Here is a 25,600-nt window from a genome sequence, read left to right on the forward strand (position 1 = left end):
GAGGCTGGATCGGCCGGCGCGGCCGGTCCGATGACCTTCGGCGAATTCGCACTGGACGCGCGGATGTGCAAATATCGGCGCCAGGCAACATTGGAGGACGAAGGTCATGGCCGATGCTGGGATGTTGCGGTTTCACGTTCCGGAGCCGGAAGTGCGGCCGGGCGGCACCCCTGATTTCTCCAACGTGACCATCGCCGCGGCCGGCTCGGTGCCGCGCCCAGACATCGATGTCGATCCGCGCACCATCCGCGACATGGCCTTTTCGATCATCCGCGTGCTGAACCGCGATGGCGAGGCGGTCGGCCCGTGGGCCGGGCTGCTGTCCAATGAAGAACTGCTGGAAGGCCTGCGCCATATGATGACGCTCCGGACCTTCGACGCCCGCATGCAGATGGCGCAGCGCCAGGGCAAGACCTCCTTCTACATGCAGCATCTCGGCGAAGAGGCGGTGAGCTGCGCCTTCCGCAAGGCGCTTAGTCCAGGCGACATGAATTTTCCGACCTATCGGCAGGCCGGCCTGCTCATCGCCGACGGCTATCCGATGGTCACGATGATGAACCAGATCTATTCCAACGAGGCCGACCCGCTGAAGGGCCGGCAGCTGCCGATCATGTATTCGTCGAAGGAGCACGGCTTCTTCTCCATCTCCGGCAATCTGGCGACGCAGTACATCCAGGCGGTCGGCTGGGCGATGGCCTCGGCGATCTCGAACGATTCCAAGATCGCGGCGGCCTGGATCGGCGACGGCTCGACGGCCGAGTCCGATTTCCACTCCGCGCTGGTGTTCGCCTCCACCTACAAGGCGCCGGTGGTGCTCAATGTCGTCAACAACCAGTGGGCGATCTCGACCTTCCAGGGCATAGCGCGCGGCGGCTCCGGCACCTTCGCGGCCCGGGGCCTCGGTTTCGGCATCCCGTCGCTGCGTGTCGACGGCAACGACTATCTCGCCGTCCATGCGGTGGCCAAATGGGCGGCCGAGCGGGCGCGGAAGAATCTCGGGCCGACGCTGGTCGAATATGTCACCTACCGCGCCGGCGCCCATTCCAGTTCGGACGATCCGTCGGCCTACCGGCCGAAGACCGAATCCGACGCCTGGCCGCTCGGCGATCCGATCGTGCGGCTGAAGAACCATCTGATCGGGCTCGGCGCCTGGTCGGACGAACGCCACGCGCAGGCCGAGGCCGAAATCCTCGACACGGTGATCGCGGCGCAGAAGGAGGCGGAAAGCCACGGCACGCTGCATGCCGGCGGCAAGCCGTCGACGCGCGACATGTTCGAGGGCCTCTATGCCGAGATGCCGCCGCATCTGCGGCGCCAGCGCCAGCAGGCGGGAGTCTGAGCCATGCCGAGACGGACCATGATCGAGGCCATTCGCGACGCCATGGATGTGTCGATGGGGCGCGACGACAAGGTCGTCGTGTTCGGCGAGGATGTCGGCTTCTTCGGCGGCGTCTTCCGCTGCACGCAGGGCCTGCAGGCCAAATACGGCAAGAGCCGCTGCTTCGACGCGCCGATCAACGAATCCGGCATTGTCGGCTCGGCCATCGGCATGGCCGCCTACGGGCTGAAGCCCTGCGTGGAAATTCAGTTTGCCGACTACATGTATCCGGCCTACGACCAGCTAACCCAGGAAGCGGCACGGCTGCGCTACCGTTCAAACGGCGATTTCACCTGCCCGATCGTGGTTCGCATGCCGACCGGCGGCGGCATTTTTGGCGGCCAGACGCACAGCCAGTCCCCGGAAGCCTTGTTCACCCATGTGTCCGGGCTGAAGACTGTCGTGCCGTCCAACCCGCATGACGCCAAGGGGCTGCTGATCGCGGCGATCGAGGATCCCGATCCGGTGATTTTCCTCGAGCCGAAGCGGCTCTACAACGGCCCCTTCGACGGCCATCACGACCGGCCGGTGACGCCCTGGTCGAAGCATGAGCTCGGCGAGGTCGCCGACGGTCACTACACCGTGCCGCTCGGCAAGGCGGCGATCCGCCGGGCCGGCTCTGATGTCACCGTGCTCGCCTACGGCACCATGGTCTATGTCGCGCAGGCCGCGGCCGAGGAGACCGGCATCGACGCCGAGATCATCGATCTGAGAACGCTTTTGCCGCTCGACCTCGATGCCATCGTCGCCTCGGTCAAGAAGACCGGGCGCTGCGTCATCGTGCATGAGGCGACGCTGACCTCCGGCTTCGGCGCCGAGCTGTCGGCGCTGGTGCAGGAAAACTGCTTCTACCATCTGGAGGCGCCGGTGGCGCGGGTCGCCGGCTGGGACACGCCCTATCCGCACGCGCAGGAATGGGATTATTTCCCCGGTCCCGCCCGGGTCGGCCGCGCGCTGATCGAAACATTGGAAGCCTAGAGTGGGGGAGGCCTGACATGGGCGAACACATCATCAAGCTTCCCGATGTCGGCGAAGGCGTTGCCGAGGCCGAGCTCGTCGAATGGCACGTCAAGGTCGGCGACATGGTGCGCGAGGACACCGTGCTTGCCGCCGTCATGACCGACAAGGCGACGGTCGAGATCCCTTCCCCCGTCGATGGCGAGATCCTGTGGCTGGGCGCCGAGATCGGCGACACGGTGGCGATCGGCTCGCCTATCGTGCGGCTGAAAGTGGCGGGCGAGGGCAATGTAAAGCCGCAGGGCGATGCCAAGGCCGAGGCGGTGGCCGCCGAGCCGCCGGCCAAGCTGCCGACGCCGAAGCCGGAGACCGCCGCGCCGGTCGCGAAGACCCCGCCAAAGGCCGGCGCCCTGGAGGCGAAACCCGCTCCGGCCGTTGCGAAGAGCTCCGAGCAGAGGTCCGTCCCCGGCGGGCCGCGCCCGGAGGGTGAAAAGCCGTTGGCGTCGCCCGCCGTGCGGCTGCGCGCGAAGGAGGCTGGCATCGATCTCAGGCAAGTCACGGGAAGCGGCCCGGCTGGGCGCATCGGCCATGAGGATATCGAGGCGTTCCTGGCGCGCGGGCCGCAGGTCGCCAAGGCATCGGGCCTGGCGCGCAACGATGCCGTCGAGGACATCAAGGTGGTGGGCTTGCGGCGCAAGATCGCCGAGAAGATGACGCTGTCCAAATCGCGCATCCCGCACATCACCTATGTCGAGGAGATCGACGTCACTGCACTCGAGGACTTGCGCGCCGCGCTCAACAAGGAGAAGCGGGCGGACAGGCCGAAGCTGACATTGCTGCCGTTCCTAATGCGGGCGATGGTCAAGGCGATCGCCGACCAGCCCCAGCTCAATTCGCTGTTCGACGACGAGGCCGGCATCATCCACCAGCATGGCGGCATCCATATCGGCATCGCCGCGCAGACGCCGTCCGGGCTGGTGGTGCCTGTCGTCAAACACGCCGAGGCGCGCGACATCTGGGATTGCGGCGCCGAGGTCAACAGGCTGGCTGAGGCGGCCAAGTCAGGCACGGCGACGCGTGACGAGCTGTCCGGCTCGACCATCACCATCACCTCGCTCGGCGCCATGGGCGGCATTGCGACGACGCCGGTCATCAACCACCCGGAAGTGGCGATCATCGGCGTCAACAAGATGATGGTGCGGCCGGTGTGGGACGGCACGCAGTTCATCCCGCGCAAGATGATGAACCTGTCGTCCAGCTTCGACCACCGGGTGATCGACGGCTGGGTCGCGGCGGTGTTCGTGCAGCGCATCAAGGCGCTGCTGGAAACGCCGGCGCTGATCTTTGTGGATTGAGGGGATGCAGTCGTCATGAAAGAAATCTCCTGCAAGCTGCTGGTCATCGGCGCCGGTCCGGGCGGTTATGTCTGCGCCATCCGTGCCGGCCAGCTCGGCGTCGACACGGTCATCGTCGAGGCCGGTAAGCCCGGGGGCACCTGCCTCAATGTCGGTTGCATTCCGTCCAAGGCGCTGATCCATGCGGCTGAAGAGTTCGAGATGGTCTCGCATATGGCCGGCGGCAAGAGCCCGCTCGGCATCTCGGTATCGGCGCCCGTGCTCGACCTTGGCAAAACCGTCGCCTGGAAGGATGGCATTGTCAGCCGGCTCAACAGCGGCGTCGCCGGCCTGCTAAAGAAGGCCGGCGTCAAGACCGTGCATGGCTGGGCGACGTTCCGCGACGGCAAGACCGTCGAGGTCGAGACCGAGACGGGAAGCCAGGTGATCCGGGCCGAGACGATCGTCATCGCCACCGGCTCGGCGCCGGTGGAACTGCCGTTCCTTCCCTTTGGCGGGCCAGTGATATCGTCCACGGAAGCGCTGGCTTTGAGTGCGGTGCCCAAGAAGCTTGCGGTGGTCGGTGGCGGCTATATCGGGCTGGAGCTCGGCATGGCCTTCGCCAAGATGGGCGCCGAAGTGACCGTGGTCGAAGCCTTGCCGCGCGTGCTTGCGCAATATGACGCCGAGCTGACGCGGCCTGTCGTGAAGCGGCTTGCGGCGCTTGGCATCGAAGTCATGACCGGGGCCAAGGCCAAGGGGCTGTCGACCCAGGGACAGGCGGGCAAGGGCGACGCGCTGCTGGTCGAGACGGCGGACGGCAAGAATGCCAAGGTTTCCGCCGACAAGATCCTGGTGACGGTCGGCCGCAAGCCGGTGACCGAAGGCTGGGGCCTGGACCAGATCGACCTCGATAGGGCAGGCAAGTTCATCAGGATCGACGACCAGTGCCGCAGCTCGATGCGCGGCATCTTCGCCATCGGCGACGTCACCGGCGAGCCGATGCTGGCGCATCGGGCGATGGCGCAAGGCGAAATGGTCGCCGAGATCGTCGCCGGTCACAAGCGCAACTGGGACAAGCGCGCAATCCCCGCCGTCTGCTTCACCGATCCGGAACTGGTGACGGTTGGGCTGTCGCCGGAGGAGGCCAAGGCTCAGGGCGAGATCAAGATCGGGTTGTTCCCGTTTGCCGCCAACGGACGGGCGATGACGAAGCTCGGCGAGGATGGTTTCGTCCGCGTCGTGGCGCGGGCCGACAACCATCTGGTGCTCGGTATCCAGGCGGTCGGGCAGGGCGTGTCGGAACTGGCTGCGGCGTTCGGCCTGGCACTTGAGATGGGGGCGCGGCTGGAGGACATCGCCGGCACCATCCATGCGCACCCGACGCAAGGCGAGGGGTTCCAGGAAGCGGCGCTGAAGGCGCTCGGGCACGCGCTGCATATTTAGAGGTTTTACCCTCCCCCTTGTGGGGAGGGTCGATCCGCGAAGCGGAGCGGGGTGGGGGGTCTTCTCCGATCGTCGGCGCTCACCCCCACCCCGTCCCGCAATCTCCGCTTCGCTCCGATTGCGAGCCGACCCCCCCCACAAAGGGGAGGGTGAAGAGTTCAGCTCGCCAGCCGGCTCACCATCTCATGCTGGGCATAGGCTCGGCCGAAGCGGTTGGCCAGAAAGGCATCCAGCGCGATGTCTTCCTGCTTGACGAAGCCGGTCGCCGGCAGGCTGCCGTCGGCCAGCATGTCGAGCACGGCGCAGATGCCGGACGCCGTGGTGATCTGGATGGCGCTGCGCACCTGGTTGCCGACGCGCTGCGAGTAGATCTTGTTGGCATAGGTTTCCTGCAGCAGGCGGCCGTTGCGGCGGCCGGAGACGGTGACGAAGACGATGACCACGTCCTGCAGCGTCGCCGGCAGCGCGCTTTCAAAAATGTCCTTCAGCACGTCGCGGCGGTGGCGCAGGCCAAGGTCGTTGAGCAGCGCCTTCATGATGGCGGCGTGGCCGGGATAGCGGATGGTGCGGTAGTTCAGCGTGCGCACCTTGCCCTTCAGCGTCTCGGCCAAGGTGCCGAGCCCGCCCGAAGTGTTGAACGCCTCATAGGTGACGCCGTCGAGCGAGAATTCCTCGCGCTCCTCCAGCGGCGGCACTTCGATCAGCTCGCCCTCGACGATCGCCTCGCAGGGCTCGCAATATTCGTTGATGACGCCGTCGGTGCTCCAGGTCAGATTGTAGTTCAGTGCATTGGACGGGTACTGCGGCAGCGCGCCGACGCGCATGCGCACGCTTTCCAGCGTGTCGAAGCGGCTGGCCAGATCATTGGCGACGATCGAGATGAAGCCCGGCGCCAGCCCGCATTGCGGGATGAAGGCGCTCTTGCCCGAACGCGCCAGTTCCTTGACGCGGCGGGTCGAGACGACGTCCTCGGTGAGGTCGAGATAGTGCACGCCCACACTGGCCGCCGCTTCGGCGATGCGCGTGGTGAGATGGAAGGGGGCGGCGCTCAGCACGGCGAACTTGCCGGCGAGCGCTGCTTCCAGCGCGCCGGCTGCGGCGATGTCGAGTTCGAGCGCCTCGACGCCGGCGGGCACTTCGGCCGCGGCAAGCTGCGCCGCCGAGCGGTCGACGAGGGTGACGCGGTAGTCGCCGGTCGCGGCGAGCATTCCGGCGATGGTCGAGCCGATCTTGCCGGCGCCGACGATAACGATGTTGTTCATGGTCAAATACCCCTGCCAATTTCGATTTGCTTTACGCAAGTCCCGACGGAAACCGCTTCACACTTCCTGGAATTGCTCGCGAATTGGCGGAATCATCGCAGCATGCCTGTCGAAAGGAAGTGTGAAATCTGGCAGAGTGAACCCTATCTTTCATCGATCCGCCGAAGGAGATCGTCGAAATGCTCAGTGAAGCCGAACAGGCGCTGCTTTCCCTGCTGCGTTCCAACGCCCGTGCTTCGACGGCCGAACTGGCGCGGCGTCTCGGCGTGTCGCGCACCACGGTGCAGAGCCGGATCGAGCGGCTGGAACAGCGCGGCATCATATCAGGCTATGGCGTCAAGCTCTCCGCCGACTATGAGCAGGGCCTGGTCAAGGCGCATGTGCTGCTCACCGTGACGCCCAAGCTCGCCGACAAGGTGGTGCGCGCCCTGCAGGCGCTGCCGCCGGTCAGGACGCTGCATTCGGTGAGCGGCAATTTCGACATGATCGTCATCGTCGACGCGCCGTCGATCCGCGACCTCGACGCGCTGCTCGACCAGATCGGCGCCATGGACGGGGTCGAGCGAACCTCGTCGTCGATCATCCTGTCGACGCGCATCGATCGGTGAAGGCCGGCTCCGGCTGTGCCGCCGGATCACCCGTGAACAATTTCAACCTCTTACTGATTTGTAAGAACCCGGCAAAGCGGCCGTATGGCTGGTGAGGCAGTGTGACGCCTGGACCGCTGCGGCTAAGATCATCCCGAGCCGAAAGCCTGTCGTGTTCCGAGAGGTGGCTTTGACCGTACCGCGCAATATTCCCGCCCAGGCTGGCCAGCGGATCTGGATCACGATCGGCATCATCCTGCTGGCTGCCGCCTGCCTGACCGTCGTCATGGCGGGAAATGGCCCGGCGCCGGAGTCCCACATGTTCTGGTTCTGGTAGGACACCAGATGCAGATCGAGGAGACCTGGCAAGGCGCCGGCGTAGCCACGTGGCACGCTTCCAGCGCGGCGCGCGCTTTTCCGTTACACCCGGCTTCCCAGATGGCACTTCTCGTCGCCGTGTTCCTGGCCTTCAGGATCGCGCTTGCATCGGTCATTCCGTTGTCGATCGACGAGGCCTACGCGGTCGTGGTGTCGCGCAGCCATTCGCTTTCCTATTTCGATCATCCTCCGATCGGCTTCGCGCTTGCCCGGTTCATGGCAGATGTCTCCGGCTGCGAATGCCGGCTTGTGGTGAGGCTCCCCTATGTCGTGCTCGGCTCGCTGTCGGCGCTGTTGCTGTTTGCACTGACCCGGTATGCCTACGGCGCCATCGCCGCTTTCTGGGCCGTGGCCTGGTATACGGTCGCCCCGTTCTTTCTCATCTCCGCCGGCCATTTCGTCGTTCCCGACGGGCCGCTTGATTTCTTCTTGCTTGCCGCCGCGTGCCTGGCCGCGCCGATGCTCCTGGGCGCAGACTCACGTTTTGCGTTGCTGAGCTGGTGCGCGACCGGCGTGGCGCTCGGGTTGGCGCTGGCGTCGAAATATCAGGCCGGCCTGTTCTGCATCTCGGCGCTGCTGGTCTTGCTGCTGACGAAACCCGGCCGCGCCCAGCTTGCAACCGCAGGGCCATGGGTGGCCGGAGCCATCGCGGCACTTGGCCTGCTGCCGGTCGTAATCTGGAACATGGATCATGGCTGGATTTCCCTGGCATTCCAGTCCGGGCGGGGCACCGCCAATGACGGCCGTCTGCTGCATCCCGGCAACCTCGCGGTCACGTTGCTCGGCCAGGCGCTGTATGTCTGGCCGCCGATCTGGGCGGTCGCCATGGCGTGCCTGTGGCGAGGCGCCTGGAGCGGCACGGCGGCCGATCGCCTCTTCGTGCTGCTCTCGGCGCTGCCTGTCGTGTTCTTCGACCTGATCGCCCTGGTCAGCGCGCACTCGCTGCCGCACTGGTCGATGAGCGGCTTCCTGTTTGCCTTTCCGCTCGTCGGTCAATGGTGCGTCGTATTCTCGTTGCGCAGGCCAAGACTGCTCGTGGTGTCCATCGTCGTCGGCGCCGTCGTGGTTCCGCTTCTGGCCACCGGGTTCGCGGTGCAGGCGACGACCGCGGCATTGACCAGGCCCTTCTTCCAAAGGGCGTCGAAGTTCGACGTCAACTGGCAGCTCGTCGATTGGTCCGCGCTGTCGGACAGCAAGGTTGCCGACGAGATCAGGCGCGCCAACGGATATGTCGTTGCCACCAACTGGATGCAAGCCGCCAAGCTGGCCTACGAACTTGGTCCGGACATTCCGATCGTGGTGCTTCCCGGAGATCCGCGCCACTTCCAGTTCATGGACGACAGGCGCCTCGCCGGCCAAACCAAGGGCTTTTTCATCGGCGCCATGAATTTCCGCGACGACGAGGCCGCTCAGGAGAAAGCCTATCGCGACAGTGTCGGCGGCCTGTTCGTCGTCGACGGCGACGCCCGGCACATGACGCAACGGCTTTCCGGCTTTCCGGTCTTCGACATGCTGATCCTGCCCGTGACGCGCCCGGCGCCGCCGCTCCCGGAAGCCAATGTCCAGCCGCCTCGGGGACAGCCATGAACCAGGCGGCCCCCCAGCACGGCGCCCTTGCATTGGCGACCGACAGCGTATTCCCCGTCGCGGCCCGGCATGGCGGCCCGGAATTGACGATCGTGGTTCCGACCCTGAACGAGCGCGCCAATATCGGCCTGCTGGTGGCCCGGCTGCGGCATTCGCTGGCACGCATCGACTGGGAAGTGGTGTTTGTCGATGACGACTCGAAGGATGGCACGATCCGGGCGGTCCGCGACATCGCCGCCGGCGATCACCGTGTTCGCGGCATCAGGCGCATTGCCAGGCGCGGTCTTGCCGGCGCCTGCCTCGAGGGCATCCTGTCGAGCTCGGCGCCGATCGTGGCCGTCATGGACGGTGACCTGCAGCACGACGAAAAATGCCTGCCCGCCATGTTGGCGATCCTGCAAGGCGGCGAGGCCGAACTGGTGATTGCCAGCCGCTACCAGGGCGACGGCAGCGCCAGCGGCGGGTTCACCAGGCTGCGGTCCGGCGCCAGCCGGCTGGCGACGCACCTTGCGCGCCTGCTTCTGAAAACACCGATCAATGATCCGATGAGCGGGTTCTTCATGCTGCGCAGGGAAATCGTCGACGCGGTGGCGCCCCGGCTGTCGCGGCAAGGCTTCAAGGTCCTGCTCGACATTGTCGCGTCTTCGCCAAGCGCCATCAGGATCAAGGAAATCCCCTACGTGTTCGGCCCGCGCCTGCACGGAGAGAGCAAGCTCGATTCCCTTGTCGCGCTTGAATATGCCGGCCTGCTGGTCGCGAGAATGTCGGGAGACCTGATCTCGACGCGCTTCCTTGCCTTCGGCCTGGTCGGATCCGCCGGTGTCGTCGTCCATCTCGCGGTTCTGCATGCATTGCTGCCGCACGGGCTGTCGTTTGCCGTCGCCCAGACAGCCGCCATGTTCACGGCGATGGCCTTCAACTACACGCTGAACAACGCCTTCACCTATCGCGACCAGCGCCGGCGCGGCTGGCGGTTCCTGACCGGCTTGCTCATGTTCGCGGCGCTGTGCAGCTTTGGCGTCGTGGCAGGTGTCGGCGTGTCGACGCTTCTCTATAGCGGCCACTCACGCTGGTGGGTCGCCGGCCTTGCCGGCGCCGTCGTCGGCTCCGCGTGGAACTACATCACCAATTCCGCCATAACCTGGCGCCGGCAGTAGACTAGGAAGCGGCGACCAGAGGGAAACTCACCATTACGGCAAGGCCGGGCCGGCAATCCTCGAGGGCGATGGTGGCGCCGTGCAGATCGGCGATGGCCCTGACGAGGCTCAGCCCGAGGCCGCTGCCCGGCGTCGAGCGGCTGTGGTCCAGCCGGTAGAGCCGCTGGAAGACCTTTTCGCGTTCGTCGGCGGGGATGCCGGGTCCATTGTCGGCGACGCCGGCAAGGACATGATCGCCGTCGCGCGCCACCGACAGCTTGATCGTCGTGCCGGGCGGGCAATGGCGCAGCGCGTTCTCGACCAGATTGGCGAACATCTGCGTCAGCAGTTCCGGGTCGCCGTGGATGCGGCCGGCGGTCTGATGCAGCTCGACCGACGACAGCGACTTGCCGTCATCCTCGGCCACGTCGGTGTAGATCTCGGCGATGGTTTGCAGGATTTCGCCGAGGTCGACATCGGTGAACCGCGCCTTGCGCGCGCCGGCCTCGATCTGCGCAATGCGCAGCAGCGCGTCGAACGTCTCGTTGATCTGCAGGCTCTCGGCATGCGCCTCGGCCAGTTCACTGCCGACTTTCTGGCCCGACAGGTTCTTTTCCGACGCGCTGTCGAGGATCATCTGCAGCCGGTTGAGCGGCGTTTTCAGGTCGTGCGCGATGTTGGCGCTGACCTGCTTCATGCCGTCCACCAGGCCCGACAGGCGATCGAGCGCCGCGTTGACCTGGCTGGAGACGACGTCGATGTCGTCGCCCGTGCCGGTCAGCGGAATGCGGGCATCGAGCCGGCCATGCGAGACATCGACCATGGTGGCGGCGATGCCGTCGAGACGGAGCTGGACACGCGAGGCAAGCAGGGCGCCGCCGGCGACCGCCAGCCCGGTGATGATCAGGGTCGCCCAGCCGAAGCTCATCAGCATGATCGTCTCCAGTTCCTCCGTCTCGGACAGGCTGATGGCGACCGTCAGGGTGTTGCTGCCGACCGCGCCCGAATAGGCGCGGTACTCGGCACCTTGGGGCAGGCCGGGCATTTCGGCGCCGAACATCGAAAAGCCGTCGGGAAGCCCCGCGGCGGTGAAGTTGCCGGCCAGCCGGTTGCCGGCCGCGTCGGTCAGCGAAAACAGCTGCTCCTTCTTCGGGCTGCGCGTGGCGTGGCTCTCGACGGTCTCGACCAGTTCCTTGGGATCATTGTCGGCATAGCTCGCGGCGATGACGGCGTAGGTTTCCTTGATGGTGTCGTCGAGTTGCCCGGCCAGATCGGCGCTCATCATCTGGTAGACGATGGCACCCGACAGGATGAAGGCCAGCATGAACAGGAAGGCGAAAGTGAGGGCGAGCCGGAACGGCGTGCTGCGCAGCAGGCGAGACCAGCTTCCGGTCATGGCGCAAGCGGCGCGTGCAGGCTGTAGCCGGTGTTGCGGATGGTGTGGATGAGCTGGGCCTCGAACGGCTTGTCGACCTTGGCCCGCAGCCGGCTGATATGGGTCTCGACAACACTGGTCTTGGGATCGAAATGAAAGTCCCAGACGCGCTCCAGAAGCATGGTGCGGGTGATCACGCGGCCCTCGCCGCGCATCAGCACCTCCAGCAGGCTGAATTCGCGCGGCTGCAGGTCGATCGGCTGGCCCTGGCGCGTGACGCGCCGCATGATGAGGTCCATTTCGAGGTCGGCGACCCGCAGCATCGTCTTTTGCTCCTGCGCCGCCGGCCTGCGTCCGAGCGCATTGATGCGGGCAAGCAGCTCGGAAAAGGCGAAGGGCTTGACCAGATAGTCGTCGCCGCCGGCCTCCAGGCCCTCGACGCGGTCGTCGATGCCGCCGATGGAGGTGAGGAAGATCGCCGGCGTGCGCACGCCGGCCGCGCGCACCGCCTTGATCATCGACAGGCCGTCCAGACCGGGGATCATTCGGTCGGCGACGATCACGTCATAGCTGCCGCTGGTGGCGGCAAAGAGCGCGTCATGGCCGTTGCGCAGGAGGTCGCAGACATGGCCGGCCTCGGTCAGTCCCCTGACGATATAGTCCGCCGTCTTGTGGTCGTCCTCGACAAGAAGAAGTCGCATCGCTGTTCCGGTTGATCGCCGATATCGGGCACAGGCTATCACCGGCACGGCCCCGTTCCTAGGATGGCAGGATGGCTTTGGCGGGGGCTTTCGCCATAAACATTCGAGATTGGCCGAGGCCTTCCCCACCTTCGTCATCCTAGGGCGAAGCAGGAGCGAAACTCCGTCGCGAAGACCCTGGGATCCATTCCGTGACCTTGGTCATAGAGTGCAACGGAGCTGAATTCTGCACCGCTGCGGCGCTTTGAAGTCGCGGCATGGATCCTCGGGTCTGCGCTGCGTCGCTGCGCTCCTTGCTCCGCCCGTGGATGAGGAAGTGGTGGGGTTCTCTGCCAATTGTCAGCGCTAGCGCATCCTCACAGTCCTTAATCCTGCTCCAGCAGGATCTCGTCGGCATCGTCGGCCGTTCTCTTCAGCGTCATGTAGAGAACGAGTGCCGCGATGCAGCCCAGGAAGATCAGGCTGGTGAAGGTGGTGCCGAAGCCGAGGCCGCCATATTCGGCCGGCTGCGACAGAAGATCGCCGAAGGAGGCGCCGAGCGGGCGCGTCAGGATATAGGCCAGCCAGAAGGCGAGGATGGCGTCGAGGTGAATGAGATAATAGGCAAGCGCGATCAGCGCGATGACGCCGCCGAACATGAGGCCCGACGTGAGATAACCCATGTCGAAACTCTCGGCGACGAGATCGCCGGCGGCGGTGCCGAGCGAGAAGGTGAACAGGATCGCCAGCCAGTAGAAGATCTCGCGCCTCGTCGTGAAGATGGTGTGGATCGACAGTGTTCTTTCGCTCGCGTACCAGACCGCGAAGGTAGCCACGAGCGCCACCGAAAAGGCAATCGTCGTCGTCTGCAGACGCACGCCGAAAGTATCGACGAGGTTGTCGGTGATCAGCGTGCCGACGACGCTGATCAGCACCACCGCCAGCCAGTAGGCCCAGGGCACGTAGCGCTTCTGCGCGAACTGCAGGCCAAGGGCGACGATCAGCACCCCGGTCATGATCAGCGAGGTGACGGTCAGCCCGAGCCCGACATTGACGGCGAGATAATCGGCCGCCGTCTCGCCCATGGTGACCGCCATCAGCTTGATCAGCCAGAAGTCGAGCGTGACCTCCGGAACCCTGTTACGGTTCGGTCCAGTGGTTTTGTTGGGAGAGAGCATGGCGGCCGTCCTTATGGTTGCCGGATCTACTTGCCCATGACCTTCATGGCCTGGGCGAAGAAGTCGTCGGCGCGCTTGTCGTCGTCGGCATTGCAGCGTTCGATGCCCTTGGTCTCCAGCTCCGAGACCTTGGCCTTGTCGGCAGCGCTGAGCGTGGCCGTGGCCTCCGCTGCGCGAAGGGTCTTCAGCGTCTCCTCGCAAGGCGCGGGGCCTGCGAAAACGGAGGACATCGAGGCGGCGATGGCGAGCGCGCCACCTGCGACGGCAAGTGCGTATCTCTTCATGGAAAAATTCCCTATCTGATGCCGGTGATCCGGGCCGCGGCAATTGAAGCCGACCCCTAATTGGCGGACCGGCATCTGAACGATAAGGAAGCGACTTCACTCCAGCCTGTCCCGTGGCATACAAATTCGTAAGGATGGCCGTGATTGGCGCAAAAGGCCTTTACGAACGCCGCGTGCTGCGCTGATAGAAAGCGGCGGCCTTGTATCCGCCATCAATGGCGCGCCCCAGTGGCCGAACCCGTAATCCGTGCCCCAGGAAGACACGAATGACCTACGCGTCCCTCAAGCCTGTTTCACAGGCCTTCGTGCAGCGAAAGCGGCTGATCTTCGTTCGGGTGGCGGCGGTGCTGGCGGTGCTGCTGCTGTTTCTCACCAAGCCGGCGCTCAGCGAGGGCTCTAACGGTCACGAAACGCTCGAATTCCTGGGCTTCTGCCTGGTGCTCGCCTGCGTTGCCGGCCGGCTGTGGAGCATCCTCTATGTCGGCGGCAAGAAGAACGAGGAGCTGGTTTCGACGGGGCCGTTCTCGATGAGCCAGAACCCGCTCTATTTCTTCTCGACGGTGGGCGCGGTCGGCATCGGTCTGCTCTACGGCTCGCTGGTGGCGGCGGCCGTGCTTGGCGTCGCCAGCTTCCTCATCTTCCGCGTCACGGCGCGCAAGGAAGCCGAATATCTGCTGGGCAAGTTCGGCCCGGCCTATTCCGCCTATATCAAGACGACGCCGCGCTTCTGGCCGAACCCGCTGCTCTACCGCGACGACGACCAGCTGCAATTCTCGACCCGCGCACTCAAGCGCACCTTCTTTGATGGGCTCTATTTCCTCGCCATCTTCCCGGCCATCGAACTGATCGAGTACTTGCGGCAGACGGGCCTGCTGTTCCCGGCCTTCTTCACCCTGTACTGATCGGCCATTGTCCGGCTAATTTGCGGGTCATGCAGCACGTCGAGGAGCCTGTGGTATCGGCTGAAGGCGAAGGGGCCAATGTGACGGTCTTCACGGCCGAACACGTGGCCGTCTGGGCCGACCTGATCGCGGCGGTGCCGGCCGAGGCCGGCGATCGGCTGGCGGCGCTGCGGGAGATCGCCGGGGTCACCGGCGTGGCGTGCTACAGCGAGGGCCGCCCGGAGGCAATCGTGGTCGGGCAGCGCCGGCCGGCGGCAGCGATGCTGCGCATCGCCTTGTTCTGGTCTGCTCCGAATTTCATCGCGGGTGACGGCCTGCGCCTGCTGGAGGCGCTGGAGAAGGAGGCGCTTGCGCAAGACGTGCTCTGCCTGCGCGCCGACGGGGATACGGCGCAGCGCATCGGCGGCCAGTGGCAGCGCCGCGACGGGTTCCTGCAACGCTGGACCGGCAGCGAACCGAACCGCCGGCAGGTTCCGCCATCCTGGCCGCAGACGGCGGGTTTTACCTGCGGGCCGTCGGCGCTGGCCATGGCGATGGCCGGGATCGATCCGGCCTTGCGGCCGGACCGGGCGCTGGAGGTCGAACTCTGGCGCGAGGCCACCACCATCATCGGCCCGAGCGGTCCGGGCGGCTGCGACCCCTACGGCCTGGCGCTGGCGGCGCGCCGGCGGGGCCTTCGGGCCGAAATATTCATGAGCAGCGCCGAACCGATTTTCCTCGACCGGGCCAGTTCGGAGGAAAGGCGCGGGCTGATGAGCTTCGTGCAGGAAGGTTTCAAGCGCGAGGCCGAAGCCGCGTCATTGCCGATCGAGAGGCGCGCCTTTGCCGTCGAAGACATCGGCCAGGCGCTCGATCGCGGCCTGTCGGCGCTGGTGCTGATCGACCAGGCGCCGATGATGGGCCACACCTGCCCGCACTGGGTGCTCGTCCATGACCATGGCGACGGCGTCTATTTCCTCAACGATCCCTGGATCGAGCCAGCCCGGCTCGAACAGAAGATGGACGTCGTCGACCTCCCGGTTAGGGCGGCGGAACTCGACCGGATGGCCTGGTACGGCAATCCGGCCTACCGCGCCGCGGTGCTGGTCGGGCGATAACGGCTGGGGGATTAGCGGAGGCCTCCATTGCTTCGTCATCCTCGGGTCTTCGCGACGCCGCTACGCGGCTGCTTCGCCCGTGGATGACGAAGTCGGAAGGCCGGCCAATCCCGAACGCCTATGATAAGCCGACCAACGAACGACGGTACCCTGTTACCACAGCCTTTAACCCGCCCCGCTACGGCGTTCTCAGGCCCCCAGCGGATACGGCATGTAGCCGACGAAGCCGGCGATCTTCCAGCTGCCTTCGACCTTCCGGCAAAAATACAGGGTCTGCCATTTCAGCCGGTCGACGCTGCCATCCGCCTTGGCGACGGAGCCGTCGAACTTCTTGTGCAGCACGGCACGGTCGCCGTCGACATCGATGTCGCGCAGATTGGTGACGCGAAACAGCGCCTCGCGCAACGGCTCGGCGAATTTGGTCGCCGCCGTCTCCTTGGCCTGGCGCAGCCACTCGTCGCGGTAGACCTCCAGCCTTGGGAACTGCAGCCGCCAGGCATCGGCATTGGCGAGGAAATGCGCATGCATGCCGAAGAAGCTTTCGGTGATAAAATCGTGCTCGACCATGGACCAGTCCTGGCCGATGAAGGCGTCGATGTCGCGCCGCACCAGCATCTCCCACAGCGCATGGCGGTCGGCATCGCCTGAAGGAAACGGGTTCTTGTCGAAGGTCATTCTCGGTTTCTCCGGTCTCGCACAGGCATTTGTCCGTCGCGGCGCGCAGGCCGCCCGGCCGGTGCGCACGATGCAAGCGCTTCTGTAATAAAGCAACACGGATTTCGAAGAATGTTGCTTTCCAACAAGGGCCCTATCGGGACCGCCGCGATCGCGGTAAATCTGCGCGGAAGGGGGCGCCGCCCTGGTGCCCTGCCGCGTCATCAGAGGAGGCGATCCCTTGCCCAAGCAGACTTTTGGAACATCCCATGTGCCGCTGTCGCCCGCCGTGCGGGCCGGCGACTTCGTCTATGTCTCGGGCCAGGTTCCGGTCGGCAGCGACGGCATCGTGGTCAAGGGCGGTATCACCGAACAGACCGAGCAGGTGCTCGCCAATGTGAAGGCGGCGCTGGCCTTGGCCGGCTGCACACTGGACGATGTGGTGAAGACCACCGTCTGGCTGGAAGACGCGCGCGATTTCGGCGCCTTCAACGCGGTCTACGCCAGGCACTTCCCGAAGAACCCGCCGGCCCGCACCACGGTCGAATCGCGGCTGATGATCGATATCAAGATCGAGGTCGAAGCGGTCGCCTATCGACCAGTTTGAGACGACAAAGCAAAGAACCGGAGGTTCCCCTCATGCAATTCGACCTCCTGCTGAAGGGCGGACGGCTGATCGATCCGGCGTCCGGCATCGATGCGCTGCGCGATGTCGCCATCGCCAATGGGCGGGTCGCGGCGGTCGATGCCGATATCCCGGCGGATCGCGCCGCGCAGGTCGTCGACGTGACGGGCTGCATCGTCGCGCCCGGGCTGGTCGACCTGCACAGCCACGTCTATTGGGGCGGCACCTCGCTCGGCGTCGATGCCGACCGGCTCGCCGCCAAAAGCGGCACCACCACCTTCATCGATGCCGGCAGCGCGGGCGCCGGCAATTTCCTCGGCTTCCGCCGCCATGTCATGGAGCGCTCCAGGGCGCGCATCCTGGCGTATGTCAACATTTCCTTTGCCGGCATCTTCGGCTTCTCGCAGTCGGTGTCGGTCGGCGAGTGCAGCGATCTGCGGCTCTGCGAGCCGCGCGAGGTGGTCGCCGCGGCGCGCGAGCACGCCGATGTCGTCGTCGGCGTGAAAGTCCGCTCCGGCAAGCATGCCGGCGGCACCAGCGGCATCGCGCCGGTCGATCTGGCGCTGGAGGCGGCCGACAGAGCCGGACTGCCGCTGATGGCGCATATTGACGAGCCGCCGCCCGGCCGCTCGGAAGTGCTGCCGCGCCTGCGCCGCGGCGATATCCTCACCCATTGCTTCCGGCCGTTCCCCAACGCGCCGGTCTTCGCCTCCGGCGCGGTGCGGCCCGACATGCGGCTGGCGCGCGAGCGCGGCGTCATCTTCGATCTCGGCCATGGCATGGGTTCGTTCGATTTCGACGTGGCGCGCGCCATGCTGGCCGAGGGGCTGGCGCCGGATGTCATCTCGAGCGACGTGCATCTCTACTGCGTCGACGGGCCGGCCTTCGACATTCTGGTCTGCATGTCGAAGCTGATGGCGCTCGGCATGCCGCTGGTCGAGGTGCTGCGCGCGGCGACGCAAGCGCCGGCGCGGGCGATCGCCAGGCCGGATCTCGGCACGCTGGCCGTCGGCACCGTCGGCGATGTCGCCGTGCTTCGCCAGCGATCGGGCCGGTTCACCTTCGTCGACGCGGTCGGGGCCGCGCTGGTCGCCGACCAGCGGCTGGTGTCGGAAGGCATCGTCATCGGCGGTACATGGTGGCCGAACGAGGCGGTGAACGATGTCAGCGAGACCGAGCGTTTCGAGGCGCATGCTGCGCATACGCATGTCGAGGTGGCGGCGCGGCATTTCGGGCACCGGCATGATTAGCCGATCTCCCCGTCGTGGGGTCGACCTTACCCGGCGTTGCTCGGCTTGCCGTAAACCGGCGTGGCAATCCCTTCCATGCGCGCCTTGATCTGCAGCGCCACGTATTTCGAGTAAAAACGCGACAGCGCCAGATTGCCGCCGTGGAACCACAGCGCTTCCTGCGCCGTCGGCTTCCACATATTCCGTAGCTCGCCTTGCCAGGGTCCGGGGTCGCCCTTGACACCGGAACCGAGGCCCCAGCAGGGGCCGACCTTGTCGGCGACTTCGCGCGAGACGAGTGCGGCGACATTCTCGTTCATCGACTGGTAGCCGGTGCAGGCGATGATGGCGTCGGCCTCGAGCTCGCTGCCATCCTCGAACAGGATGCCTGTCGGCGTCAGCGCCTTGATGGCGACGCCGCTGCGGATGCCGATCTTGCCGTCGATGATCAGGTCCGAGGCGCCGACATCGATGTAGTAGCCGGAGCCGGTGCGATAGGCCTTCATCAAGAGGCCGGTCTCGTCGTCGCCGAAATCGATGGCGAAGCCGGAGGCGCGCAAGCGGTCGTAGAAGGCGGCGTCGCGAGCCTTGATCACCTCGTAGAGCGCGCGCTGGCCCTTGGGCACCAGCGCGAAGGGGGTCGAGGCGACGATCATGTCGGCCTTTTCGGTGGTGATGCCGCGCGCCAGCGCGCTCTCCGAGAAGATCTCGAAGCCGACCTCCATCAGCGTATCCGACTTGACCACGGTGGTCGGCGAGCGCTGGATCATGGTGACGTCGGCGCCGCTTTCCCAGAGATCGACGCAGACGTCATGGCCGGAGCTGGCCGCGCCGATGACGGCGACCTTTTTGCCGCGGAATTTGTCGCCGCTGGCATACTGGCTGGAATGCAGCAATTCGCCCTTGAATTCGCTCGCGCCGGCCAGGTCGATCTTTCGCGGCGGGCCGTAGGCGCCGGTGGCGAAGACGACATGTTTCGGCTTCAGCGTGATCCGCCGGCCGACACGGTCGACCACCACGGTCCACTCCTTCCGCGCCTCGTCATAGGAGGCGCTGAGGCACTTTGTGGCGACCCAGTAGTTGAGCTCCATGACGCGCGTGTACATTTCCAGCCAGTCGCCCATCTTGTCCTTGGGCGTGAAGACCGGCCAGTTTTCCGGGAACGGAATGTAGGGCAGATGGTCGTACCAGACCGGATCGTGCAGCACGAGCGTGCGGTAGCGGTTGCGCCAGGAATCACCCGGGCGTGCATTCTTCTCGATGACGATGGTCGGCACGCCGAGCTGCCGCAGCCGTGCACCCAGCATGATGCCGCCCTGCCCGCCGCCGATGACCAGGCAATAGGGCTGCTCGGTGGCGCCGAGCTCGCGCGTCTCGCGCGCCCGCGCCTCCGACCAGGTCTCGCGTTCGGGGTCGGCCTTGTGACGCACGCCGAGCGGCCGCGCCAAACCCTTGCGCTCCTCGAACCCCTTGAGGTCGGTCATCGCCGTGAACAAGGTGCGGCAGCGGCCGTCGCGCAGGCGCACAATGCCTTGCCCTGACGCCACCGCGGTCTCGAAGGTGAACCAGGCTTCGATGGTGCCCTCGTCCGAGGTCGCCTCGCCGGCGAGCTGCCATGCGGTGGGCTTGGTCGTCGCCAACGTTGCCTCGAGCATGTCGACGATGGCCTCGCGGCCTTCCATGGTCGTGACGTTCCAGGTGAAGCTCAGAAGATCGCGCCAGTAGCAGTCGTCGACGAACAAATTGCTTGCCGCGGTCGCATCACCGGCCGCGAGCGCCTGCGCCAGGGATTCCAGCCATGCGGCTGCCTGTTTCGTCGGTGCCATTTCGAGCATGTGTTCCTCTTTCTGCGTGTGCCTTGCCTGAATGGGACGTCGAAGCCGGCGCTGCCCCTCATCCGCCTGCCGGCACCTTCTCCCCGTGAACGGGGAGAAGGGAGCTAGTCTCCGAGCGGCTCCATCTCCTTGCCGGTGCGGTGGATCTGGGCGTTGTATTTGATGCGGCGGACCGTCTCGCGCGCCGAGCCGTCGAGCTTGTAGGCGGAGGCTACGGCCAACAGGTCGATCGCCGCCAGGAAGGCGAAGCGCGAAGCGGTCGGCTTCAGCGTGTCGGGATATTCAGGCACCGCGACCGTCAGCCGGACATCGCAGGCGCGGGCGAGATCGGTGTCGGGCGCGGTCACGGCGATGGCGTTGGCGCGGTAGTGCTTGGCGAGTTCGACGGCCTCGATCACCTCGCGCGTGCGTCCGGTCGCCGAAATGGCGATCACCAGGTCGCCCGGCTTCAGCGTCGAGGCGGTCATGCGCATCAGATAGGGATCGCACTGGGCGCTGACGGTGATGCCGTAGCGAAACAGCCGGTATTGCGTCTCCTGCGCCAGCGCCGAGGAACTGCCGCCGAGGCCGAAAACGGTGACCTGGCGAGCCTTGGCGATGAGTTCCGCCGCCTTCTGCAACTCGCCTGGGTCAAGCTGGCGTTCAGCCTCCTGCAGCGCCCGGCGCGCCTCGCCGAAGACGGCGTTCCAGAACGGCATGCCATTGTCGTTGCTGATGGCCGGCGGCTTGGCCAGATAGAGCGCGCCGACGACGAGGCTCTGCGCCAGCTTCAGCTTGAAATCGCGCACGCCCTCGCAGCCGATGGCGCGGCAGAAGCGGGTCACGGTCGGTTCGCTGACCCCGGCGCGTTCGGCAATCGCCGCATTGGAGGCGTCGACGGCGTATTTGACATTGTCGAGCACGACATCGGCGACGCGGCGCTCTGCCGGGCTCAACTCTGCGTAGGAATCCTTGACCAGCGAGATGATGTCGGGGATGCGCCTGATGTCGCGTCCCTCCGGCTCGTGGCTTGCAACGGGCTCTTGCTGGCTGTCAGCTTCGGTCATGAAGTCGGTCTTCCCTGTCTTTTCGACCTGACCTCTTACCATGTTTGCACATCGTCGTTCCATGCGCCCGGCCGCGCTGCAACCGTTGCGTGCCTGGCGATAGGCTCGCGTTTCCTTTTCAGAGTATGTAGGAAAGCAACACGTATTTCAAGGCTGGGAAAATTAAGCAGAAACAGTGTATTAAGCGAAATCCGAAATTTTCATGATACGGTTACCACCGCGAGCGCTTGACAGCAAAGTAGGATAGTTACAGACTGATTTTAGCAGGCGATGACCTACTGGATCATCACGCAATCTCCGAGGGGCGGATGAACGCGGGCGAGACAACAACGCCGAAGCTTGGCGTGCAGGCAGCGACCAAGATCTATCACACGGCGTCAGGCGACCTCCTGGCGCTGGACCGCTGCAGCCTCGATGTCAGGGCCAATGAAATCGTCTCGATCGTCGGCCCGTCCGGCTGCGGCAAGACCACGCTCTTGTGGTCGATGTCGGGCCTGCACGGCCTGACCAGCGGCGAGATCCGGCTCGACGGCGTCAAGATCACCGGCCCGCATCCCGATATCGGCATCGTCTTCCAGGAAGCCAACCTCCTGCCCTGGCGCAATCTCGATGCCAACATCCGCTTTCCCTTCGAGATCAAGGGCGAAAAGCCGGACCGCGCCTGGATCGCGCATCTGCTCAACCGCGTCGGCCTCGACGGTTTCGGCGGCAAGTTCCCGCGCGAGCTTTCGGGCGGCATGCAGCAGCGCGCGGCGATCGTGCGGGCGCTGGCGCTGAAGCCCTCGGTGCTGTTGATGGACGAGCCGTTCGGCGCACTCGACAGTTTCACCCGCGAAGAGATGAACCGGCTGGTCGAGGAAATCTGGCTCGACACCAAGACCACCATCGTCTTCATCACCCACAGCATCGAGGAAGCGATCTTTCTGTCGGACCGCGTGGTGGTGCTGAGCGCCCGGCCGGGCAAGGTCGCCAAGGAGTATCGCGTGCCGTTCGCTCGGCCGCGCTCGCTGGAGATCATGGCGACCAAGGAAGTCTTCGACCTCACCAACCGGATCAAGATGGACATTGTCGGCGAGCGCGCCAGGCCGAAGGCGCCGGAACAGGAGCGCGCCAGCGCCGAGATCGTGAGGATCAGGCCGTGAGCGACGCCATCCCGGAATTCTCCAAATCCAAATCAGGCGATGGCCAGGAGGTCAGCCTGACCAATCTGTCGGCCTTCGCCAGCGGCCCCGGCATCAAGTCGGGCAAGGAGGTGGCGGCCATCATCGCCGTTGCCGTGGTCATCATCGGCGGCATCGAACTCGCGCTGCGGCTGTTCCATGTGCCGCTCTACATCATGCCGCCGCCGAGCTCGATCGCCTATGCGCTGTTCGACGAGTTCCCGCTGATCGCGCCGCATCTCGGCTACACGCTCGTCGAGCTGGTCTCGGGCTTTGCCATCGGCGCCGTCGTCGGGCTGGTGCTGGCCGCCGTCATCACCCAGTTCCCCTTCGCCGAAAAGATCGTCGCGCCCTACATATTGCTGCTGGTCACCACGCCGATGCTGGCGCTGGTGCCGCTGCTCATCCTGCGCTTCGGCTTCGGCTACACGCCGCGCATCATCGCGGTGGCGCTGGCCGCCGGGCCGATGGTGATGATCAACGCCGCCACCGGCTTTCGCCGCGTCGACAGCGCCAAGATCGCGCTCGCCCGCTCCTACGGCGCCAGCACCTTGCAGATCTTCTGGAAGATCCGCGCGCCGATGGCGCTGCCGATGATCCTGGTCGGGCTGATGATCGGCGCCATTTTCGGCCTGCTTACCGCCGTCGGCGCCGAGATGGTCGGCGGCGGCTTCGGCCTCGGCAACCGGCTGACCACCTATTCGTCGATGATCCAGATGCCGCAGTTCTTCGCCGTGGTGCTGATCCTGTCGACGCTCGGCATCCTGATCTACGTGCTGTTCTTCCTCATCGGCAAGAAATGGGCGAGCTGGGAGGCTTGAAGACAAGGATTTGAAGCAAGACGCCCGGGAGGCGGGCGGCAGACCGACGTCAAACAAAAAGGGGAATGCCATGACCAAAGACAATTCGATGAACCAGCCACGCATCAGCCGCCGCTATTTCCTGCAGGTCACCGGCGCCGGCCTGGTGACGGCAACCGCACTCGGCGCCACCGGTTTCAAGGCAAGGGCCGAGGCGTATGGCAAGTTCACCTGGATCTCGCCGCGCGGCACGCTCGAAGTGCTCGACGACTATCCCTACTGGGCAGCCAAGAAAGCCGGCTATTTCGACGGGCTCGACACCGACATGCAGCCGGGGCCCTCGGACGGCACGGCGACGGTGAAATTCGTCGATGTCGGCCAGGCCGATATGGGCTTCCCCTCGCCCGGCGTGTTCTCCTTCGCCATCCAGAACGGCATGAAGCTGAAATCGGTGTTCCACATGGGCGCGCGCGACACGTTCAGCATCGCCTTTCGCAAGGGCGAGGGATCGAACGATTTGAAGAAGCTCGAAGGCAAGACCATCCTGCTCGGCTCCGCCGCCTGGCAGTCGATCACCGATCCGCTGCTCGCCGCGCAAGGCGTCGACATCAAGAAAGTAAAGTATGTCGAGGCCGGCTGGCCGACCTGGGGTACCGCGCTGGCCGGCGGCCAGGGCGATGCAGCCCTGTCGTGGGAAGGGCTGCGCGCCGAATGGATCGCCAAGGGCCTCGACTTCGAATACTGGCTCGGCGTGAAGAACTCCAAGCTGCCGGCCAACACCTTTGTCGTGCGCAGCGCCGACCTCGAGGACCCCGACAAGAAGGCGTTCCTGGAAAAGTACCTGCGCGGCTGGGCGATGGGCCTCGAATTCGGCTACCAGAATCCGCGCGCGGCGGTCGAAGCGGTGTTCGAGCAGTTCCCGACGCTGGCCAAGAATCTCGGACCGGAGCTCGGCACCACCTCGATCCTGCAGCAGATCAACGTCTTCCGCGGCGACATGGACAAGCGCGGCGGCTGGGGCTCGCACGACATGGCGAGCTGGCAGGGCTTCTTCGACGAGATCCACAAGATCGGCCAGATCACCAATCCGGTGAAGGCCGAGGATGTCTGCACCAACGACCTCATCCCGGCCGCCAACGATTTCGACAAGGCCAAGGTCAAGGCCGATGCCGACGGCGTCAAATTGTCGGAAGGCTTTGCCGCGCTCGATGTCGAGAAGATCAAGGCGCATCTGTTCGATTCGGCGGTTAAATAGGGTGCAAAAAAGAGGTCAAGCCGTTCCTTGCCCTGTCTTGGCTCGTTTCCTCTCCCTCGATCGACGGGGGAGAGGAAGGGGCCGGGCAACGAGCGGCGGCGCTGACCTGAGGTGATTGTCCCAATGGACATGCGAACGGCGATCGATCGCCGTGTGCGATTCAATCAAGAACCGGGAGGCTGACTTGGCCGACAGAGTAAAAGTGCTGGTGGTGGGTCTCGGCAATATGGGTGCGTCGCATGCCAGCGCCTATCACCGCTCCGAGGGTTTTCAGATCGTCGGCATCATGAGCCGCTCGATCAAGAGCAACACCAAGATACCGGCCGAATTAGCCGGCTATCCGCTCTACGAGGATTTCGACCTGGCGCTGAAGGAGACGAAGCCGGACGCCGTCTCGATCAACAGCTGGCCGAACACCCATGCCGAATATGCGCTGAAGGCGATCGCGGCCAATTGCCATGTGTTCATGGAAAAGCCGCTCGCCACCAACATCGAGGACGCCGAGAAGGTCGTGGCGGCGGCGCGCGCCAAGAACCGTAAGCTGGTGCTCGGCTACATCCTGCGCGTCCACCCCTCCTGGATCAAGTTCATCGAGGTCGGCAAGACGCTGGGCAAGCCGCTGGTGATGCGCCTCAACCTCAACCAGCAGAGCAGCGGCAGCGCCTGGCACTGGCACAAGAACCTGATCGATTCGCTGATCCCGATCGTCGATTGCGGCGTGCACTATGTCGACGTCATGTGCCAGCTGACCGGCGCCAAGCCGGTGCGTGTGCACGGCATCGGCGCCAAATTGTGGGCGGAGGCCGACAAGCAGAATTACGGCCATCTGCACGTCACCTTCGATGACGGCTCGGTCGGCTGGTACGAGGCCGGTTGGGGGCCGATGATGAGCGAGACGGCCTATTTCGTGAAGGACGTGGTCGGTCCGAAGGGCGCGGTGTCGATCGTCGCCGGCCAGGCCGCCAGCACTGCCTCGGACGCCGAAGTGTCGAACTCGGCCGATATCGACCGTCACACCAAGACCGATGCGCTGAAGATCCACTATGCCCAGGTCGACGGCGACAAGAACTTTTCCAAGCCCGACGAGATCGTCAGCATGGAGGACGAGCCCGGCCACCAGGAGCTGTGCGACCGCGAGCAGGCCTTCTTCCTGCGCGCCATCCGCGAGGACCTCGATCTGACCGAGCAGATGGACGCGGCGGTCAACAGCCTGCGCATCGTGCTCGCCGCCGAACAGAGCATTGCGCTGGGACGGACGGTCGAGCTGGCCTGACGCAACCGGTTGCTGGCACTGGAGGCGGCACCGGCAGCGCAGCAGTTTCATCCTTCTCCCCGTCACCATACGGGGAGAAGATGCCGGCAGGCGGATGAGGGGCAGCGCTTACATTTGCAATTAGCCGATAGCGACAGCTCGC

24 protein-coding genes are annotated in these 25,600 nt (G+C 65.2%); 16 read left to right on the top strand and 8 right to left on the bottom strand.

All coding sequences use genetic code 11. The features are described from left to right. The first annotated feature begins 106 nt into the window (after nucleotides 1-106). From AB4Z43_RS20705 to lpdA, 4 genes are read left to right on the top strand one after another with little or no spacing between them, the layout of a single operon-like run. On the top strand, nucleotides 107-1,339 hold the full coding sequence (locus tag AB4Z43_RS20705; RefSeq protein WP_441938838.1) for a 3-methyl-2-oxobutanoate dehydrogenase (2-methylpropanoyl-transferring) subunit alpha: 1,233 nt from the start codon (nucleotides 107-109) through the stop codon (nucleotides 1,337-1,339). A gap of 3 nt (nucleotides 1,340-1,342) precedes the next feature. Beyond that, nucleotides 1,343-2,356 carry an alpha-ketoacid dehydrogenase subunit beta gene (locus AB4Z43_RS20710; protein WP_019862166.1) on the top strand — a complete coding sequence of 338 codons (1,014 nt, stop codon included), beginning with the start codon at nucleotides 1,343-1,345 and terminating at the stop codon, nucleotides 2,354-2,356. Nucleotides 2,357-2,373: 17 nt separating this feature from the next. After that, a complete protein-coding gene (locus AB4Z43_RS20715) occupies nucleotides 2,374-3,690 on the top strand; it encodes a dihydrolipoamide acetyltransferase family protein (RefSeq protein ID WP_069090572.1) in 1,317 nt (438 codons plus the stop codon). A 15-nt stretch (nucleotides 3,691-3,705) separates the two neighbouring features. Beyond that, nucleotides 3,706-5,115 (top strand): dihydrolipoyl dehydrogenase, encoded by a 1,410-nt coding sequence (gene lpdA / locus AB4Z43_RS20720; RefSeq protein WP_441938839.1) that lies wholly within the window; start codon nucleotides 3,706-3,708, stop codon nucleotides 5,113-5,115. A 158-nt stretch (nucleotides 5,116-5,273) separates the two neighbouring features. On the opposite strand, the gene AB4Z43_RS20725 is transcribed toward lpdA, so the two are convergent. Further along, on the bottom strand, nucleotides 5,274-6,377 hold the full coding sequence (locus AB4Z43_RS20725) for a saccharopine dehydrogenase family protein (RefSeq protein WP_019862163.1): 1,104 nt from the start codon (nucleotides 6,375-6,377) through the stop codon (nucleotides 5,274-5,276). A 170-nt stretch (nucleotides 6,378-6,547) separates the two neighbouring features. On the opposite strand from AB4Z43_RS20725, the gene AB4Z43_RS20730 reads away from it, so the two are divergent. From AB4Z43_RS20730 to AB4Z43_RS20745, 4 genes are all read left to right on the top strand, one after another. Next, complete coding sequence (locus tag AB4Z43_RS20730) at nucleotides 6,548-6,985, top strand: Lrp/AsnC family transcriptional regulator (RefSeq protein ID WP_441938932.1); 438 nt, start codon at nucleotides 6,548-6,550, stop codon at nucleotides 6,983-6,985. Nucleotides 6,986-7,154: 169 nt separating this feature from the next. Further along, nucleotides 7,155-7,301, top strand: coding sequence for a hypothetical protein (locus tag AB4Z43_RS20735; RefSeq protein WP_155249142.1), 147 nt, complete (start codon nucleotides 7,155-7,157; stop codon nucleotides 7,299-7,301). 101 nt (nucleotides 7,302-7,402) lie between these two features. Beyond that, a complete protein-coding gene (locus AB4Z43_RS20740; protein ID WP_441938840.1) occupies nucleotides 7,403-8,929 on the top strand; it encodes an ArnT family glycosyltransferase in 1,527 nt (508 codons plus the stop codon). Next, complete coding sequence (locus tag AB4Z43_RS20745) at nucleotides 8,926-10,086, top strand: glycosyltransferase family 2 protein (RefSeq protein ID WP_441938841.1); 1,161 nt, start codon at nucleotides 8,926-8,928, stop codon at nucleotides 10,084-10,086. The genes AB4Z43_RS20740 and AB4Z43_RS20745 overlap by 4 nt, the downstream gene beginning before the upstream one ends. 1 nt (nucleotide 10,087) lies before the next feature. On the opposite strand, the gene AB4Z43_RS20750 is transcribed toward AB4Z43_RS20745, so the two are convergent. The 4 genes from AB4Z43_RS20750 to AB4Z43_RS20765 form a co-directional block, all read right to left on the bottom strand. Then, nucleotides 10,088-11,461, bottom strand: a complete 1,374-nt coding sequence (locus AB4Z43_RS20750) for an ATP-binding protein (protein ID WP_441938842.1) — start codon at nucleotides 11,459-11,461, stop codon at nucleotides 10,088-10,090. Next, nucleotides 11,458-12,141, bottom strand: a complete 684-nt coding sequence (locus AB4Z43_RS20755; RefSeq protein ID WP_019862157.1) for a winged helix-turn-helix domain-containing protein — start codon at nucleotides 12,139-12,141, stop codon at nucleotides 11,458-11,460. Before AB4Z43_RS20755 ends, AB4Z43_RS20750 begins: the two co-directional genes overlap by 4 nt. 365 nt (nucleotides 12,142-12,506) lie before the next feature. Then, nucleotides 12,507-13,298 carry a COG4705 family protein gene (locus AB4Z43_RS20760; protein ID WP_441938843.1) on the bottom strand — a complete coding sequence of 264 codons (792 nt, stop codon included), beginning with the start codon at nucleotides 13,296-13,298 and terminating at the stop codon, nucleotides 12,507-12,509. A gap of 26 nt (nucleotides 13,299-13,324) precedes the next feature. Further along, nucleotides 13,325-13,582, bottom strand: a complete 258-nt coding sequence (locus tag AB4Z43_RS20765; protein ID WP_027047561.1) for a hypothetical protein — start codon at nucleotides 13,580-13,582, stop codon at nucleotides 13,325-13,327. 266 nt (nucleotides 13,583-13,848) lie between these two features. Here AB4Z43_RS20765 and AB4Z43_RS20770 point away from each other — a divergent pair, with 266 nt between their 5' ends. Together AB4Z43_RS20770 and AB4Z43_RS20775 are read left to right on the top strand one after the other, a co-directional pair. Beyond that, nucleotides 13,849-14,484, top strand: a complete 636-nt coding sequence (locus tag AB4Z43_RS20770) for a methyltransferase family protein (RefSeq protein WP_019862154.1) — start codon at nucleotides 13,849-13,851, stop codon at nucleotides 14,482-14,484. A gap of 29 nt (nucleotides 14,485-14,513) precedes the next feature. Next, nucleotides 14,514-15,581 (top strand): peptidase C39 family protein, encoded by a 1,068-nt coding sequence (locus AB4Z43_RS20775; protein ID WP_441938844.1) that lies wholly within the window; start codon nucleotides 14,514-14,516, stop codon nucleotides 15,579-15,581. Between the two features lie 189 nt (nucleotides 15,582-15,770). Here the strand turns inward: AB4Z43_RS20775 and AB4Z43_RS20780 are convergent, their stop codons facing one another. Then, complete coding sequence (locus tag AB4Z43_RS20780; RefSeq protein ID WP_441938845.1) at nucleotides 15,771-16,256, bottom strand: hypothetical protein; 486 nt, start codon at nucleotides 16,254-16,256, stop codon at nucleotides 15,771-15,773. 220 nt (nucleotides 16,257-16,476) lie between these two features. On the opposite strand from AB4Z43_RS20780, the gene AB4Z43_RS20785 reads away from it, so the two are divergent. Both AB4Z43_RS20785 and AB4Z43_RS20790 read left to right on the top strand, forming a co-directional pair. After that, complete coding sequence (locus AB4Z43_RS20785) at nucleotides 16,477-16,842, top strand: RidA family protein (RefSeq protein ID WP_027047560.1); 366 nt, start codon at nucleotides 16,477-16,479, stop codon at nucleotides 16,840-16,842. Between the two features lie 32 nt (nucleotides 16,843-16,874). After that, complete coding sequence (locus AB4Z43_RS20790) at nucleotides 16,875-18,110, top strand: amidohydrolase/deacetylase family metallohydrolase (protein ID WP_038650736.1); 1,236 nt, start codon at nucleotides 16,875-16,877, stop codon at nucleotides 18,108-18,110. Between the two features lie 26 nt (nucleotides 18,111-18,136). Here AB4Z43_RS20790 and AB4Z43_RS20795 read toward each other — a convergent pair whose 3' ends face one another. Together AB4Z43_RS20795 and AB4Z43_RS20800 are read right to left on the bottom strand one after the other, a co-directional pair. Continuing rightward, nucleotides 18,137-19,924, bottom strand: a complete 1,788-nt coding sequence (locus AB4Z43_RS20795) for a flavin-containing monooxygenase (RefSeq protein ID WP_202361247.1) — start codon at nucleotides 19,922-19,924, stop codon at nucleotides 18,137-18,139. A 104-nt stretch (nucleotides 19,925-20,028) separates the two neighbouring features. Further along, a complete protein-coding gene (locus AB4Z43_RS20800; RefSeq protein WP_019862147.1) occupies nucleotides 20,029-20,970 on the bottom strand; it encodes a MurR/RpiR family transcriptional regulator in 942 nt (313 codons plus the stop codon). A gap of 308 nt (nucleotides 20,971-21,278) precedes the next feature. On the opposite strand from AB4Z43_RS20800, the gene AB4Z43_RS20805 reads away from it, so the two are divergent. The 4 genes from AB4Z43_RS20805 (at nucleotide 21,279) to AB4Z43_RS20820 (ending at nucleotide 25,458) form a co-directional block, all read left to right on the top strand. After that, nucleotides 21,279-22,112 (top strand): ABC transporter ATP-binding protein, encoded by an 834-nt coding sequence (locus AB4Z43_RS20805; protein ID WP_202361248.1) that lies wholly within the window; start codon nucleotides 21,279-21,281, stop codon nucleotides 22,110-22,112. Further along, nucleotides 22,109-22,951, top strand: a complete 843-nt coding sequence (locus AB4Z43_RS20810) for an ABC transporter permease (protein ID WP_038650727.1) — start codon at nucleotides 22,109-22,111, stop codon at nucleotides 22,949-22,951. The genes AB4Z43_RS20805 and AB4Z43_RS20810 overlap by 4 nt, the downstream gene beginning before the upstream one ends. A 70-nt stretch (nucleotides 22,952-23,021) precedes the next feature. Further along, a complete protein-coding gene (locus AB4Z43_RS20815) occupies nucleotides 23,022-24,185 on the top strand; it encodes an ABC transporter substrate-binding protein (RefSeq protein WP_441938846.1) in 1,164 nt (387 codons plus the stop codon). A 184-nt stretch (nucleotides 24,186-24,369) separates the two neighbouring features. Then, the gene (locus tag AB4Z43_RS20820; protein ID WP_019862142.1) at nucleotides 24,370-25,458 is read left to right on the top strand and encodes a Gfo/Idh/MocA family protein; all 1,089 of its coding nucleotides are present in this window, start codon (nucleotides 24,370-24,372) and stop codon (nucleotides 25,456-25,458) included. The last annotated feature ends 142 nt before the right edge of the window (nucleotides 25,459-25,600 follow it).

The organism is Mesorhizobium sp. 2RAF45 (genome assembly GCF_052115225.1).
Classification (GTDB): Bacteria; Pseudomonadota; Alphaproteobacteria; order Rhizobiales; family Rhizobiaceae; genus Mesorhizobium; species Mesorhizobium jarvisii.